The organism is Demequina sp. NBRC 110057, assembly GCF_002090175.1.
Classification (GTDB): Bacteria; Actinomycetota; Actinomycetes; order Actinomycetales; family Demequinaceae; genus Demequina.
The window spans coordinates 85621-101191 of record NZ_BBRN01000005.1 but is presented as its reverse complement, the minus strand read 5'-3'; the positions used below and the strand labels follow the sequence as shown (position 1 = coordinate 101191).

Annotated in this window: 14 protein-coding genes; 12 read left to right on the top strand and 2 right to left on the bottom strand. The window is 70.7% G+C overall.

Annotated features, from left to right (window positions below; genetic code table 11):
• Window positions 1–76 precede the first annotated feature (76 nt).
• The 7 genes from B7K26_RS08910 (at window position 77) to B7K26_RS08880 (ending at window position 8758) form a co-directional block, all read left to right on the top strand.
• Entirely contained in the window at window positions 77–967 is an 891-nt protein-coding gene (locus B7K26_RS08910) for an urea amidolyase associated protein UAAP1 (protein ID WP_234998769.1), read from the top strand.
• Window positions 964–1641 carry an urea amidolyase associated protein UAAP2 gene (locus B7K26_RS08905; RefSeq protein ID WP_084078821.1) on the top strand — a complete coding sequence of 226 codons (678 nt, stop codon included), beginning with the start codon at window positions 964–966 and terminating at the stop codon, window positions 1639–1641. The genes B7K26_RS08910 and B7K26_RS08905 overlap by 4 nt, the downstream gene beginning before the upstream one ends.
• A complete protein-coding gene (gene atzF, locus B7K26_RS08900) occupies window positions 1638–3404 on the top strand; it encodes an allophanate hydrolase (RefSeq protein WP_084078819.1) in 1767 nt (588 codons plus the stop codon). The genes B7K26_RS08905 and atzF overlap by 4 nt, the downstream gene beginning before the upstream one ends.
• Window positions 3405–3492: 88 nt before the next feature.
• The gene (locus B7K26_RS08895) at window positions 3493–5067 is read left to right on the top strand and encodes an ABC transporter substrate-binding protein (RefSeq protein WP_084078818.1); all 1575 of its coding nucleotides are present in this window, start codon (window positions 3493–3495) and stop codon (window positions 5065–5067) included.
• Window positions 5068–5090: 23 nt separating this feature from the next.
• Window positions 5091–6809 (top strand): ABC transporter ATP-binding protein, encoded by a 1719-nt coding sequence (locus B7K26_RS08890; RefSeq protein ID WP_084078816.1) that lies wholly within the window; start codon window positions 5091–5093, stop codon window positions 6807–6809.
• Window positions 6793–7761 carry an ABC transporter permease gene (locus tag B7K26_RS08885; protein ID WP_084078814.1) on the top strand — a complete coding sequence of 323 codons (969 nt, stop codon included), beginning with the start codon at window positions 6793–6795 and terminating at the stop codon, window positions 7759–7761. Before B7K26_RS08890 ends, B7K26_RS08885 begins: the two co-directional genes overlap by 17 nt.
• A gap of 1 nt (window position 7762) precedes the next feature.
• A complete protein-coding gene (locus B7K26_RS08880; RefSeq protein WP_084078812.1) occupies window positions 7763–8758 on the top strand; it encodes an ABC transporter permease in 996 nt (331 codons plus the stop codon).
• A 12-nt stretch (window positions 8759–8770) separates the two neighbouring features.
• On the opposite strand, the gene B7K26_RS08875 is transcribed toward B7K26_RS08880, so the two are convergent.
• Complete coding sequence (locus B7K26_RS08875) at window positions 8771–10072, bottom strand: ion channel protein (protein WP_159449653.1); 1302 nt, start codon at window positions 10070–10072, stop codon at window positions 8771–8773.
• A gap of 44 nt (window positions 10073–10116) precedes the next feature.
• Here B7K26_RS08875 and prfB point away from each other — a divergent pair, with 44 nt between their 5' ends.
• Complete coding sequence (gene prfB / locus B7K26_RS08870) at window positions 10117–11229, top strand: peptide chain release factor 2 (RefSeq protein ID WP_084078809.1); 1113 nt, start codon at window positions 10117–10119, stop codon at window positions 11227–11229.
• 32 nt (window positions 11230–11261) lie between these two features.
• On the opposite strand, the gene B7K26_RS08865 is transcribed toward prfB, so the two are convergent.
• Window positions 11262–11792 carry a hypothetical protein gene (locus B7K26_RS08865; RefSeq protein ID WP_143340613.1) on the bottom strand — a complete coding sequence of 177 codons (531 nt, stop codon included), beginning with the start codon at window positions 11790–11792 and terminating at the stop codon, window positions 11262–11264.
• Between the two features lie 131 nt (window positions 11793–11923).
• Here B7K26_RS08865 and ftsE point away from each other — a divergent pair, with 131 nt between their 5' ends.
• From ftsE to smpB, 4 genes are all read left to right on the top strand, one after another.
• A complete protein-coding gene (ftsE, locus tag B7K26_RS08860) occupies window positions 11924–12616 on the top strand; it encodes a cell division ATP-binding protein FtsE (RefSeq protein WP_084078805.1) in 693 nt (230 codons plus the stop codon).
• A complete protein-coding gene (ftsX, locus tag B7K26_RS08855) occupies window positions 12616–13527 on the top strand; it encodes a permease-like cell division protein FtsX (RefSeq protein ID WP_084078804.1) in 912 nt (303 codons plus the stop codon). The genes ftsE and ftsX overlap by 1 nt, the downstream gene beginning before the upstream one ends.
• On the top strand, window positions 13524–14924 hold the full coding sequence (locus B7K26_RS08850) for a peptidoglycan DD-metalloendopeptidase family protein (protein ID WP_084078802.1): 1401 nt from the start codon (window positions 13524–13526) through the stop codon (window positions 14922–14924). Before ftsX ends, B7K26_RS08850 begins: the two co-directional genes overlap by 4 nt.
• Before the next feature lie 67 nt (window positions 14925–14991).
• On the top strand, window positions 14992–15456 hold the full coding sequence (gene smpB, locus B7K26_RS08845; RefSeq protein WP_084078800.1) for an SsrA-binding protein SmpB: 465 nt from the start codon (window positions 14992–14994) through the stop codon (window positions 15454–15456).
• Window positions 15457–15571 lie beyond the last annotated feature (115 nt).

The window sequence follows — 15571 nt, the reverse complement described above, 5'->3', positions numbered from 1 at the left end:
GTTGCGCGGGCGAAATGTCGATGTAACAGTCCGCGCTTATGCTCGCTGTTACCTATCGAGCGAAAGGTAGACGGCCGTGACTACAGACGCAGTGACGACAGACCCCACCATCGACCTCGGCGCGGGGCGCCGCTCCGGCACCGCCACCCTGGCCCAGGCGCGCGACGATGCGCGCGGCCGCGCGGACATCTCCGTGGAGGCGATGCCCTATCTGCCGCCGTCGTCGTCTCCCCACGTCCCCGCGGGCGTCGACCCGGCCGCGCTGACGTGGGCAGAGACCGTCGCCGGGCCCGGCTACACGCACGCCACGGTGGCGCGCGGCACGCGTATCCGGCTCGAGGATGTTGAGGGAGACGCGTGCGCGCACGTGGTGGTCTACTCCGCCCTCAATACCGCCGAGCGGCTCAACGTCGCCGACACCCAGAAGATCCCCTGGCAGGCCTACCTGGGCGCCGGCCACCCGCTGCTGTCGGGAGACGGGCGCGTCCTCGCCACGATCGCCACTGACGGCGCCGGCGGTCACCACGACGCCTTCTGCGGCGTGACGACGCTCGCCGGTAACGCCAGCCGCTACGGCGCGGGCGAGGCCCACAGCGCGACAGCCGCGGGGCGCGAGCTCCTGCGCCTGGCGGGGACCAAGGAGGGCCTCGAGCCCCGCGACCTGCCGCCCAGCGTGTCCTTCTTCAAGGGCGTGCGCGTCGCCGCCGACGGCGCACTGGAATGGACCGGCGCCGCGGGCGCCGGGGCGAGCGTCGAACTCATCGCCGAGATGCCGCTGACCATCCTCATCGCCAACGCCGCGCACCCGCTGGACCCGCGCGACGACTACACCGTCACCCCGCTGAGGGTGCACGCCTGGGCGGCCGCGGCATCGGCCCCCTCCGATCCGTGGTGGTCCGCCACGCCCGAGCGCACCCGCGCCTACCTCAACACCCAGCAGCACCTTCTCGTCAAGGGGATCCGATGACCGTCACCTGGGCCACTCACGAGGCCGACTACTTCGACCGTTCCGAGCCGTCCGTCCCCGGCGCCGTGGTGCTCGACGAGGAGATCGCCCCGCGCGCCGGCTGGTCGGCAGTGGTGCGCGCCGGCCACGTCTTCACGCTGGTGGACGTGGGAGGCAACCAGTCGGGCGACTGCCTCGTCTTCGACGCGGCCGACCACGCCGAGCGCTATTCCGTTCAGGCGACGCTCGTCGCCCAGCGCAATGCCTACCTCGTCGACGGGTCGGTGCTGCTGTCCAACGAGGGAAACCCGCTCATGACGATCGTCGCGAACGAGGTCGAGCGTCAGGACACGATCGGCGGCGCGTGTTCCAAGGAGTCGAACACGCTGCGCTACGGCCACCACACCAGATTCCACCACGCGTGCCGCGAGAACTTCCTGCTCGAGGGCGCAGCGCACGGGCTGGGTCCGCGGGACCTGGTGTCCAACATCAACTGGTTCATGAACGTGCCCGTGGAGGCGGACGGCACGCTCGGCATCGTCGACGGCATCTCGGGGCCGGGCAAGCGGGTCGCGCTGCGCGCGGAACGCGACGTCTTGGTCGTGATCTCCAACTGCCCGCAGGTCAACAACCCGTGCAACGACTTCAACCCGACTCCGCTGCGGGTCATCGTCACCGACCCGGGTGAGGCGTGAGCGCGGCCGATGCGGTGGCGCGGTTCCGCGCCGCCGTCGCAGTGACCGAGCGGCCGGAGGCGTGGATTCACCTGGTGCCGGGCGAGGCGCTCGCGGACCAGGCCGAGCGGGTCGACGCGCGCGCGGCGGCCGGGGAGGATCTGCCGCTCGCGGGAGTGCTCGTCGCCGTCAAGGACAACATCGACGTGGCCGGCTGCCCCACCACGGCGGCTGCTCCCACCTACGGCTATGAGCCCGCCGCCGACGCCCCTGCCGTGGCGCGGCTGCGCGCGGCCGGCGCCGTCATCGTCGGCAAGACCAACATGGATCAGTTCGCCACCGGGCTGGTGGGCACCCGCTCACCCTACGGTGCCGTGAGGCATGCTGCCGATGCGACCCGCATCTCGGGCGGCTCGTCCTCGGGCTCCGGCGTGGTGGTCGCGCAGGGCCTTGTCGACCTGGCGCTCGGCACCGACACCGCGGGGTCGGGTCGCGTGCCTGCCGCCCTGCACGGGATCTGGGGGCTGAAACCCACGCGCGGACTCGTCCCCACCACAGGCGTGGTGCCCGCGTGCGCCTCGCTCGACTGCGTCACGGTGTTCGGGCGTGACCCGCAGCTCGCGGCGCTCGCCGTGGAGATCATGTCCGGCCCCGATGCCGGCGACCCGCTGTCGCGCCGCGCGCCGGTCCCGGCGCCGCTCGGCTCCGCGGCCCGCACCCGGCTCGTGGTGCCCACCGAGGCGGACCTCGGCGAGCTCGCGCCCGGCTGGGCCGAGGCGTTCGCGCGGGTCGTTGAGGCGGCCCGCGGCGCCGGGTACGAGGTGGTCGAGCGCTCGATCGCCCCGCTGCTGGACGCCGCCCGCATGCTGTACGAGTCCTCGTTCGTCGCCGAGCGCTACGCCGCGGTGGGGGCTCACCTCGAGCAGCACCGCGACGCGATCGGCGGGGACCTCGACCCCACCGTCGCGGGCATCGTGCTCGCCGGCGCAGGTCACAGCGCGGCGGCGCTGTTTGCCGACCAGCGCACGCTCGAGGGCTACCGGGCCGAGGCTCGCGACCTGCTCGCGGACGCCGCGGCGGTGCTCACCCCCACCACCACGTGGCACCCCACCCTCGCTCAGGTGGCCGCGGACCCGGTGGGGGCGAACTCCAGGATGGGTCGCTTCACCAACTTCGCCAACCAGCTCGACATGGCGGCGGTGGCGCTTCCCGCCGGACGCGTGGGCGGCGGCGAGTTTGGGGCCATGCTCACAGGGCATGCCTTCTCTGACGCGCGGCTGCTGACGATCGCGCGGGAGCTGTCGACGGCGGTCGTCGGCGCCGAGGTGACGGCGGGCGGGGAGCCGGCCGCGGCATCGGCCGCACGCTGTCCCGAACCCGACGAGGCGGACCTCTTCGTCATCGGCGCCCACCGCACTGGCCAGCCTCTCAACCGGCTGCTCACGGCACGCGGCGGGCGACTGATCTGGCGCGCGACGACGGCGCCGGCGTACCGGCTGTATGCGCTCCCGGGGGAGCCGGCGCGCCCGGGAATGGTGCTCGCCGAGGGGTCCGCGGACGGCGCCCCGATCGTGGGCGAGGTGTGGCGGCTTCCGCTCGCCGGGTTCGGCGCCGTGGTGGCGGAGATCCCCGCGCCGCTGGGCGTGGGACAGGTGTTCCTCGCAGACGGTTCCGCGGTCACCGGCTTCCTGTGCCAGGAGGCGGCGACGCGCGACTGCGAGGACCTCAGCGACGTGGGCGACTGGGTGCTGTGGCGGTCGACCGCCGCGCTGCAAGACAGATGAAACATGACCGCAACCGGGCGCGCGACGGTATGTAACTAGCGGCCGATAGGTTGCACTTGTCCGACAGGGAAAGCCCTCAGGAGGAACCGTGAGATTCTCGCTCACCGCCCGTGCCGCACTCGGCCTCGCCGCCGCGGCCCTGGGGCTCGCGGCCTGCCAGCTGCCCGCCGGCGAGCTGCCCGAGGTGGGGGGAGCGTCCGTCGTCGCCACCGACGCGACGGCGCTGACGCTCGCGCTCGCGAGCGACATCCCCGCACCCGACCCTGACACCGCCTACAACGGCTACGAGATGACGCTCGTCAACTCCGCCTACGAGGGCCTGGTGGGGTACGCGACCGGCACCGACGAGCCCACCATCGCCCCCGAGCTGGCGACGGACTGGTCGGTGAGCGACGACGGCCTGACCTACACGTTCCACCTGCGCGAGGGCGTCACCTTCCACGACGGCACTGAGTTCACGTCCGCCGCGGTCGAGCCGTCGTTCGCGCGCCGCCTCGACATCGGCGCGGCGGGGCCCGGCTATATGGTCGCCGGCGTCACGGACATTGCGACGCCGAGCGACCACGAGGTGGTCCTCACCCTCGACGCCCCCAACGACTCCTTCCTCGACTACCTCGCCTCGCCGTTCGGCCCCAAGATGGTCTCGCCGGTGGCGCTCGCGGAGCACGCCGGCACCGCCGGCCTCGACTGGTTCTCGACGCACGACGCCGGCACCGGGCCGTACGAGTACACCGACTTCGCGAGCGGTTCCTCGTACTCGCTCATCGCCTACGACGACTACTGGGAGCCGGCCCCGGCGTACGACCTCGTGACGTTCCGCGTGATCGAGTCCGCGACCACCATCCAGCTGCAGCTCGAGACAGGCGACCTCGACGGCATCGTGGGAGGCATGACCAAGGAGGTGCTCGCCTCCCTGGGCGACAGCGACGAGGTCTCGACGTACCTGTTCCCCTCCATGACTGCGGCGCTCATGTTCCTCAATCCCGCGTCGGACCTGTTCACCGCCCAGGAGGAGCGCACGGCGTTCCTGTCGGGGATCGACCGCGACGCGCTCGCGGCCGCGGCGCTCGGGCCCATCGCGGCGGACGCTGACGGCCCCTACCCGTCGCTCATGGTCGACGCCGCCACCAACGTGGACGCCGTCGAGTACGACCCGCACGGCCTCGACGCCTTCGAGGGCGAGCACGTCCGCATCGGCTACCCCGCGTTCCTGCCGGGCGCCCAGGACCTCGCGGATCACCTCACGGCCACCCTCAACGCCGCGGGCATCCCCACCGAGTCCGTCGGGCTCGAGTCGGGAGTGTTCTGGGCGATGTCCCCGGAGGACGAGGACGCCCCCGACATCACGCTGTTCACCAACTGGCCTGACGCGGCGCACCCCGACACCTGGGCACGCATCTTCTACACGCCCGCCGGAGGCCTCGACCTGTTCGGCGCGGAGGTCGAGGGGCTCGAGGGAGAGCTCGACGCGATCCTCGCCGACGGCGACCGGTCCCGGTACGCGGACATCGCCGCCCAGGTCAGCGGGTCGGGCTACTGGACCACGCTCGCCAACCTCGACACGCCAGCGCTGTTCCGTACCGAGGTCACGGGCGTCGAGGAGGCCCGCAACCCCGTCCTCGGCATCGACCTCGACCTCTCCCAGCTCGCTCCCGCGTCCTGACCAGCGATCCAGGAGGGCCCACCATGACGACCGCCAGCCCCGTCCTCACCATCGACGACCTCACCGTCCAGTACCGGGCGCGAGGCCGCACCGTCACCGCCGTCAGCGACGTCACGCTCACCCTCGCCGCGGGCGAATGCCTGGGTCTCGTGGGGGAGTCGGGCTCCGGTAAGTCCACCATCGGCGCGGTGGTGCAGGGCATCCTCCCCGCCGACGGTTCGGTGACGGCGACCGGCGCCGTGGCGATCGACGGCCGGCCGCTCGTTCCCGTCACCGACCCCGCCTGGCGCGAGATCCGCGGCCGCGCCGTCACCACGGTGTTCCAGGACCCGATGCGCTCGCTCGACCCCACCATGCGCATCGGCCGCATGCTCGACCGCTATACGGGGTCGGCCGACGCCTCCGCCGAGGCCCTCGAGCGCGTGCAGATCCGCGACCCGCGCCTGGTGCTGCGCAAGTACCCGCACCAGCTGTCCGGCGGCATGCGCCAGCGCATCATGATCGCGCTCGCGCTGTCCCGCAAGCCGTCGATCCTCGTGGCCGACGAGCCCACGACCGCACTCGACGTCTCCGTGCAGGCCGAGGTGCTGACGGTGCTCAAGGAGGCCGCGAGCGACGCCGGCTGCGGCGTCATCTTCGTCACTCACGACCTCGGTGTCGCGCACCACATGTGCGACCGGCTCGCCGTGCTGCAGCGTGGACGCGTGGTCGAGCAGGGCCCCGTGGACGAGGTCATCGGCGCGCCCACCCACGAGTACACGCGCAGGCTCATGGCGTCCCGGCTCACCCTCGACCTCGACAGATCGCGGCCCGTCGGCCCCGTCGACGACGCCGTGGTCGCGGCGATGGCCGATGCGGGGGCCGAGTCCACCGTGCCGGCGGACCTCACGCGCCGCTGGGATGCTGGCGAGCTCACCTGGGACGCGTTCGTGGGTGAGACGGCGGCGCTCGGCGCCGCCACCGGCACGCCTCCCGCCCACCTCGTCAGCCACGTCACGCGCACGTCGCTGTCGCTCAACGGGATCTCCAAGAGCTACCGCGGCCACGGACGCGGCAAGCGCGGCCTGCACCAGGTGCTCCACGACGTGAGCCTCGAGGTGGGATACCGCGAGGCGGTGGCGCTCGTGGGCGAGTCGGGATCGGGCAAGTCCACGACCCTCAAGATCGCCGCCGGCATCGAGAAGCCTGACGCGGGAACCGTGTCGCGTCAGGGCGTCGCAGGCGAGGGCACCCAGGTGGTCTTCCAGGACGCTGGGGCCTCCCTCACGCCGTGGCTCACGGTGGAGCAGATCCTGCTGGAGCGCATCGAGCACACCCGCACGGGCGCCGTCCTCAGCAAGGAGGCGCGCCTGGCGCTCGCGGCCAAGACCATCGGGCTGGTGGGGCTGCCCCCCGAGGTGCTCGCGGCGCGGCCCACCCAGCTCTCCGGCGGCCAGCAGCAGCGCGTGGCCATCGCCCGCGCCGTCGCGGTCCCGCCCTCCGTCCTCCTGTGCGACGAGCCCACGAGTGCCCTCGACGTCTCGGTGGCGTGCTCCGTCCTCAACCTCATCAGCCTCCTGCGCCACTCGCTCGGCATCTCCGTGCTGTTCGTGACGCACGACCTCGCCGCCGCCCGGCTCATCGCCGACCGCGTCGCGGTGATGACGGCGGGGCGCATCGTCGAGACGGTCCCGGGGGAGCGGCTCGCGCACGACCTCACCACGGAGTACGGAAGGAGACTGGTCGATGCCTCTCTCGCGTAAGGGGATCCAACTCGCGGTCGCCGAGGCGGCCGGCGCCAGGACCCTCGTCAGGAAGGCCCCGGCGGCCGATGCCGGTGCGGGGCCCGCCCCGTCGTCGCCGTCGCCGTGCCGACGTGGCGCGGACGGCTCCGCGAGGCGCTCGGGCCCGGCCCTGGGGCTGGGCGACCGCCTCGCCCTGGGGGCTGTGGGCGTGGTGGTGGTCCTCGCGATCGTCGGGCCGTGGCTCGCCCCCTACGTGGCGACGGTCCCGTCGGGCGAGGCCTTCCTGCCGCCGCTGAGCGACGGCCACCTGCTGGGCACCGACGCCATCGGCATGGACATCCTGTCGCGCGTCCTTGTCGGGATGCGCTCGAGTCTGGGCGCCGCGGTGGTGGTCACGCTCGCGGCAGCGGCCTTCGGCACGGTGATCGGCGTCCTCGCCGGATTCCGCGGCGGATGGCTCGACTCGGCGCTCATGCGCGTCACCGACCTCTTCCTCGCGGTGCCCGCGACCATCATCGCGATGGTCATGGCCGCCGCGCTGGGCCAGACGCTCGGCAGCGCGATCATCGGCATCGCCGTCGTGTGGTGGCCGCTGTATGCGCGGCTTGTGCGTGGCGAGGTGCGCCGGGTGGTGGCCCTTCCCCACGTCACCGCCGCGCAGGTCTCGGGGGTCAAGGGGTGGCGGCTGCTCACCCGTCACGTGGCCCCTGCCGTGAGCCCCACCGTCGCTGTCACGGCGAGTATCGACATCGGCGGCGTCATCATGACCCTCGCCGCGCTGTCGTTCCTTGGCCTCGGCAGCCCCGCCCCCACGCCGGAGCTCGGCCGCATGGCGGCCGACGGGATGCGCTACCTCCTCAGTTCCTGGTGGATCCCGGTGATGCCCAGCCTCGCCATCACGGTGATGGCCTTCGTGTTCAACTACGCCGGCGACGCCTGGCGCACCCTGCTGCGCGGACGAGGAGTCTGAGATGTTGTCCTTCACCCTGCGTCGCCTCGCCTCCGTGGTGGGCGTGGTGCTGTTCCTCGCGCTCGCGGTCTTCGCCCTGGGCAAGGTGGGCAACGCCGACCCTGTCCGCACCTACATCGGCGCCAACGCGAGCGCCGAGCAGGTGGAGCAGGCACGCGCCGAACTGGGGCTCGACGACCCGCTCCTGACGCAGTTCTGGAACTTCCTGACGGGAGCCGTCCAGGGCGACCTCGGCATCTCGCTGTCCACCAAGCACGCCATCGCCGACGACCTCTCGACCCGCCTGCCAGCGACCCTCGAGCTCGCCGGCTGGGCGCTCGGCTTCGCGGTGATCCTCGCCGTGGTGCTTGCCGCGGTGGCCGCCCTGGGCGGCAAGGTGGCCGCGGTGCTGCGCTTCGTGTTCTTCTCGGCGGCGTCCGCGCCGGCGTTCCTGGTGGCCATGCTCGGGGTCCTGGTCTTCTACCAGGCGTGGGGCCTGCTTCCCGCCTCGGGCCGCACGTCCTACGGGGTCTACGACGACTCCACGGGGTTCTACGTCATCGACGGGCTCCTCCACGCGAGCCCGCTGTATGCGGCCGATGCCATCGGCCACCTCATCCTGCCGGCCGTCGCCGCCGGGCTCGCGCCCGGCGTCGCGCTCGCCCGCGTCCTGTCCGACGGCCTTGGCGCGTCAATGTCCTCGCCGTTCGCCCGCACCGCGCGCGCCATGGGGGAGTCGGAGACGACCATCCTGCGCCGCCACGGGCTCCGCAACGCGTCGTCGCCGGCGCTGTCGATGCTCGCCGTACAGGCGGGGCTGATGGTCTCGAGCCTCGTGGTGGTGGAGCAGGTATTCGCCTGGAACGGGCTCGGCACCTACCTCGCGAACGCCATCGCGGCGGGCGACTTCAACGCGATCGCTGCGGTATCGCTCATCCTCGGCGTGGTCTACGTGGTGCTCAACGCCCTCGTCGAGGTGGCGCTCGCCGCGGTCGACCCGCGCGTGCGGCTGGGCTGAGCCCGCCTCGCCCTACTCCGGCGGCTGGTGGCCCGCGTGGGGCGGAAGCTTCGCGTGGTGGACGAGCATCTCCGGTCCCGACGTGACGATCAGCCACACGGGCAGCACGATCACGCAGATGGACGGCAGGATGGCGACGTCGCCCACGAGGGCGACGCCCATGAAGATGGCGAGCCAGCCGTCGCGGCCGATCGCGAGGATCGACCCGACCGCGCCGGCCGCCAGCGCCATGGCGAGCGAGGTGTCGGGCGCCAGGGAGTGGCCGGCGAGGCCCACGGCGGTGCCGATGAAGACGGCGGGGAAGATGCGACCGCCGCGGAATCCGGCGGCGGCGGACACGGTGAGCGCGGCGACCTTCACGACGGCGAGGCCGAGCAGCGCCCAGAAGGAGTACTCGGCGGCACCGGCGACGATCTCGGCGCTCTGCTCGGCGCCCTTGAACATCGACACGGTGCCGCCGATGGCGCCGAGGATGCCCACCAGGATGCCGCCCAGCGTGGTGAACACGATGGGGTTCGGGAAGCGGCGCAGGAGGTGCCACAGGTACGGCATCGCCCAGGCCCCCGCGAGGGAGAGTGCGGCGGCGCCGAGCGCAATGGGGATGCCGACGTAGAGATCGGCCCAGTTGGGGCCGGCGTAATCGTCCAGCCCGCCGGGGATGAAGGCGATGCCCAGCCAGTTGGCCACGAGGGCGCCCGAGGCGCCCGCCGCCACGGGGGCGAAGAGCTTGTCCCACAGCAGGCCCGGGCCCTTGATGCCGGCCACCATCTCGGTGAGCAGCAGGGCGGCGGCCACGGGGGAGCCGAACATGGCGCCGAGCATTCCCGCGCCCGCGACGAGCAGGATCTGGCCCGCCTTCGCGTTCGGGAGGATGCGGGCGAGGCCCCACACCGACAGGCCGACGGCGATCGAGATGATGGGGCTCTCGGGGCCCAGCGAGACGCCGGCTCCGAGAGACACGATGAGGGCGGCGGCGATGCCGGGCAGGGCCTTGAGGGGAAGCGGGGGAGCGACCAGCTCGGTGGTGGCGGAGTCGTAGCCGGCGTGTCCGGGCGCATAACGCACGATGGTGCCCACGGCGGCGCCCGCGAGGCCCAGCACGATGATGGGCCACCACCAGGACTCCGAGTCGAAGCCGCCCACCTCGGGCAGCCAGTGCCACATCACGTGCGTGACGCCCTCGGCCGCCATGTCGATGGCCCACAGCACCACGGCACACATCGCGCCGACGGCGATGGCGGGGAGGGTGATCTTGATAAGGGTCCTCGCCTTGGCCGGCTTGCGCTCATCGTGCGTGAGGGTGGCGTCGCTCATGGCCCCGAGCATAGGGGTCGCGCACGCGACTAGACTGGCTGGTCGTGGCCACCGACTTTCCTGCAGAGATCTCCGCGCTGAACGCGACCTTCCACCAGATCGAGGCCGTCAGCGACCCCGAGAAGCTCGCGGCGCGCATCGCCGAGCTCGAGAGCCAGGCCGCCGCGCCCGACCTGTGGGACGACCAGGAGAACGCCCAGGCCGTGACGAGCGCGCTGTCCGTCGCCAACGCCGAGAAGGACAAGCTCGACCGGATGCGCCAGCGCCTCGAGGACCTCGAGGTGCTCGTCGAGCTTGGCACCGAGGGCGAGGACGAGGACACGCTCGCCGAGGCCGACACGGAGCTCGCGAGCCTCAAGAAGGACCTCGAGTCGATGGAGGTGCGCACCCTCATGTCGGGCGAGTGGGACGAGCGCAACGCCGTCGTCACCATCCGCTCGGGAGCGGGCGGCGACGACGCCACCGACTTCGCCGAGATCCTGCTGCGCATGTACCTGCGCTGGGCCGAGCGTCACGGCCACGGCACCAAGGTCCTCGACACCTCCTACGCCGAGGGTGCGGGAATCAAGTCGGCCACCTTCGAGGTCAACGCGCCCTACGCGTTCGGCACCCTCTCGGTCGAGGCGGGCACCCACCGCCTCGCCCGCATCAGCCCGTTCGGTTCCGCCGACAAGCGCCAGACCAGCTTCGCGGCCGTCGAGGTCATCCCGCAGATCGAGTCCACCGACCACATCGAGGTCGCCGAGGCCGACATCAAGGTCGACGTGTTCCGCTCCTCGGGCCCCGGCGGCCAGTCGGTCAACACGACGGACTCCGCCGTCCGCCTGACCCACCTGCCGACCGGCATCGTCGTGTCGATGCAGGACGAGAAGAGCCAGATCCAGAACCGTGCCGCCGCCATGCGCGTCCTCCAGTCGCGACTGCTGCTCCTGAAGAAGGAGGAGGAGGCGGCGCAGAAGAAGGAACTGGCCGGCGACATCAAGGCGTCGTGGGGCGACCAGATGCGCTCCTACTTCCTGTACGGCCAGCAGCTCGTCAAGGACCTGCGCACCGGATACGAGGTGGGCAACCCCCAGACCGTTTTCGACGGCGACCTCGACGGCCTCATCGACGCTGGTATCCGCTGGCGCAAGCAGCAGCAGGCCGAGCAGGACTGACCCCTGCGGCGTCGCTTCCTCGCCGACGCTTCCTACCCGCCGCTGGGCGTGGGTGTCGTGGTCGGCATCGGCGCGCACTGACTCGTCGTCGTCATCTCGACGGTGGTGGCGTCGCCGTCCACGATCACGCGCACGTTCACCACGCTGAGGTCGCGGCCGACGATGGTGAGGTCGAGAGGGGAATCGTCCTCGGACCCCTGACCGGCAGTGACGTACCAGCCGTCCGCCTCGGGGAAGGCCTCGGCAAACTCCTCGTCCCACGCTCGGATGACCAAGGCGTGGTCGAGGGCGAACGACTCGTGCCGCTCGACGATGACGCCGCCACCCTCCACGGGGCACGGCTGCTCAGTCACCTCGCTCACGGCGTCGACGACGGCATCGGCGGGGAAGGTCGCGCGCACGCGCTCCAGGGATTCCTCGACCGCTGCGTGTGCCTCTTCCAGTGTCGGTGCCTGGTCGGGGGTCCGCACGATGCCGACGAGGACGCCGCCAAGGACCACGATCGCGACGGTGCCCGAGGCGATCAGCCCCTTCGCTCCGCGTGACATGCGTCGCTTGCTCACCGTGTCCCCCTTGCCCCGTCCTGAGACTGTAGCCGCCGCACCGGACAAACGGCGCGCCTCCCCGCGACGCGCTTGACGCGTTCTTACGATGCTGGCGGAAGCGCGTGACTACCCCTCGCGCAGGTGAACACATGATTCGACTCGACAACATCTCCAAGGTCTATACCCGCGGCGCCCGCCCGGCGCTCGACGGTATCGACGTGGAGATCGAGCGCGGCGACTTCGTCTTCCTGGTCGGGTCGTCGGGTTCGGGCAAGTCCACGTTCCTCAAGCTGGTGCTGCGCGAGGAGCGCCCCACGAGCGGCGACATCTGGGTCGCGGGACGCCACCTCAACCGGCTGTCCAGCTGGCGCGTGCCGCACCTGCGCCGCGAGATCGGCGCGGTGTTCCAGGACTTCAGGCTGCTGCCCAACAAGACCGTCTACCAGAACGTCGCGTTCGCGCTGCAGGTCATCGGCAAGTCCAAGCGGGACATCCAGCAGAACGTGCCCGAGATGCTCGAGCTCGTGGGCCTCGCGGGCAAGGAGCGGCGCCTGCCGCACGAGCTGTCCGGCGGCGAGCAGCAGCGGGTGGCGATCGCGCGCGCGTTCGTCAACCGGCCGCCCATCCTGCTGTGCGACGAGCCGACGGGAAACCTCGACCCCGGCACGTCCGTGGGCATCATGCGCCTGCTCGACAGGATCAACCGCACGGGCACCACCGTGCTTATGGCGACCCACGACGACGAGATCGTTGACCAGATGCGCAAGCGCGTCATCGAACTCAAGGGCGGTCAGCTGGTGCGCGACCAGGACCGCGGCGTCTACGGGCTGGAGACCGTCTGATGCGGCTGCGTTTCATCTTCGGCGAGGTCTTCAACGGGATCCGCCGCAACTCGACCATGGCGCTGTCCGTCGCGCTCGTGACGTTCGTGTCCCTCACCTTCGTGGGCGCCGCGGCGCTCACGCAGATGCAGGTGCAGCAGTTGAAGGACGCCTGGTACGGCAAGGTCGAGGTGTCGATCTTCCTGTGCCCGCCCGACTCGTATGAGGAGAACTGCGCGTCGGGACCGGTCACCGACGGCCAGACCGACGACATCGTCGCGGTGCTGGAGGACGGCAACGTGTCCGACCTCGTGGAGTCCGTCTACGTCGAGTCGCGTGAGGAGGTCTACGAGAACATCGTGGCCGCCGACGACTCCGGCGTGTACTCCCAGCTGGAGCCCGAAGACCTCGCCCCCGTGCTGCGCGTGAAGCTCACCGACCCCGAGGAGTTCCAGGTGGTGGCCGATGCCACGGCGGGGCTTCCCGGCGTGGAGTCGGTCTACGACCAGCGAGAGGTCTTCGACGACCTGTTCGACTTCCTCAACGCTGCGACCATCGTGGCTGCGGCGCTCGCCATCGTCATGATGGTGACGGCGATGCTGCTCATCACGACCACCATCAGGCTGTCGGCGCTGTCGCGTCGGCGAGAGACGACCATCATGCGCATGGTCGGCTCGTCGCGGTCGCTGATCCAGCTGCCGTTCATGCTCGAGGGAGCGGTCGCCGCCACGGGTGGCGCGCTGCTCGCGATCGGCGGGCTGTGGTTCGGCGTCCAGTACCTCGTCGAGGGTTGGCTGACCGGCTCGATCTCGTGGGTCGACTACATCGGCCGCGAGGACGTGTGGTCGGTCGCCCCGTGGCTCATCCTCATCGCGGTCGGCCTGGCCGGCGCCGCGTCCCTGCTCACCCTGAATAGGTACACGCGCGCATGACGACCGAGACCCGACGCCCCCTCATCCTCATCATCGCCGTGCTGCTCACGGCGGTGCTCGGCGGCCTGGCCATCGGCCTCGCGGGCTCCGCTGTCGCCGACGACTACGACGACGAAATCGACAAGTACCAGGATCAGATCGACAAGGCCGAGGACGGACTGGCCGACGCGAACGCCGACAAGAGCGCCGCGCAGAACCGCGCCGAGGAGCTGGAGAGCGCCCTCGAGGACACCGACGCGAAGATCGTGGACGCTGCGCAGAAGGTCGAGGACCTCGAGGCGCAGGTTCCCGCACTGCAGAAGGCGCTCGACGACGCTCAGGCCGCCGTCGATGCTGCCGTGGTGCAGCAGGGAATCGTCGCGGACAAGCTCGACGCTGCCGAGGCGCAGGACGAGGCGATCACCGAGCAGATCGCGTCCGACGAGGAGAAGGTCGACGAGCTCGAATCCCTGGTTGCGGCCATCGCCCGCGAGTCGTACAAGGGTGGGACTGCCGAGGAGAGCCTCGGCATCGTCTTCGGCGCCGCGGATGAGGACGAGTTCGTCGACGAGTTCACGGCCCAGCAGTCTGCATCCCGCGTCCAGGCCTCGACGCTCGCCGAGCTCGACGAGTTGGCCGCGGTGAACCGCAACCGCGGTGCCCGCCAGGAGGCGGTGCGAGAGTACATCACCGAGCTCAAGGCCCAGGCCGACCAGCTGGTCGAGGAGCGTCAGGACAAGGAGGCCGAGGCGCAGGAGGCAAAGAAGGCCCTCGACGCGAAGGTCGACGAGGCCGCCGACGCGAAGGCCTACCTCGAGTCGCAGCGCGACGAGTACCTTGCGCAGCAGGCTGAGAACGATCGCGCGCAGCAGGAGATTGCCGACCAGGTCGCCGCGCTCTATCAGGCGAAGAAGAAGGCCGAGGCCGGCAAGTCCAATGCGGAAGACGAGAAGGCCGCCGCCGAGGCGAAGGCGGCCGAGGAGGCAGCGAAGGGCTCTGGCGGGGCGTCAACGGCCTTCGGCTACTTCGCGTACCCGACGAAGAACGTGCACATCACATCCACGTACGGGATGCGCTACCACCCGATCTTCCACTACTGGCGACTGCACGCTGGCACGGACTTCCGCGCGTACTGCGGAACGCCGATCTACGCCTCCGCGCCGGGTACCGTGCAGTGGGCCAAGAGCGTCTTCGGTCTGGGTAACCAGGTGATGATCGACCACGGCAAGGTGGGCGGCGACTACGTCATGTCGAGCTACAACCACCTGTCGAGCTTCGCCGTGTCGAGCGGACAGAAGGTCTCACGTGGACAGCTCGTCGGGTATTCGGGCACGACCGGTTCCTCGACCGCCTGCCACCTCCACTTCGAGACGTGGGTCAACGGCGTGCACGCCAACCCCATGTCGCTCCTCGGTTGAACGATCGCCTACACTCATAGATCGCCCTGGCGGTAGGCCAAGCAACGAGGAATCGAGGAGGTGTGTCATGGCGGATGAGTTGAAGGTGGTCGCGAGTAATCGTGCCGCGCGTCACGACTACTTCATCGACGAGACGTTCGAGGCTGGACTTGTCCTGTGGGGCACCGAGGTGAAGGCGCTGCGCGCGGGACGCGCCTCGATCGTGGATGGCTACGTGCACGTCGAGGGCACCGAGGCGTGGCTCGAGAACGTCCACATCCCCGAGTACACGCAGGGGACGTGGAACAACCACGCCCCGCGCAGACGCCGCAAGTTGCTGCTTCACCACGCCGAGATCGACCAGCTGCTGATCAAGACCCGTGAAAAGGGCTTCACGATCGTTCCGCTGCGCCTGTATTTCGTGAAGGGGCGCGCCAAGCTGGAGATCGGCATCGGCCGCGGTAAGAAGCACTACGACAAGCGTCAGACGCTTCGCGAGAAGCAGGACAACCGCGAGGCCGAGCGGGCCATGAGCCTGCGCCGCCACGACTGATCACGACTGGCGCCGATTGACCGCGACTGGCGCCGATTGACCACGACTGGCACCGGCGAGCGCCGATGGGCGCCGACTGAAAACTAGCGGTGCGCTCACACGGACGCCGCTGACA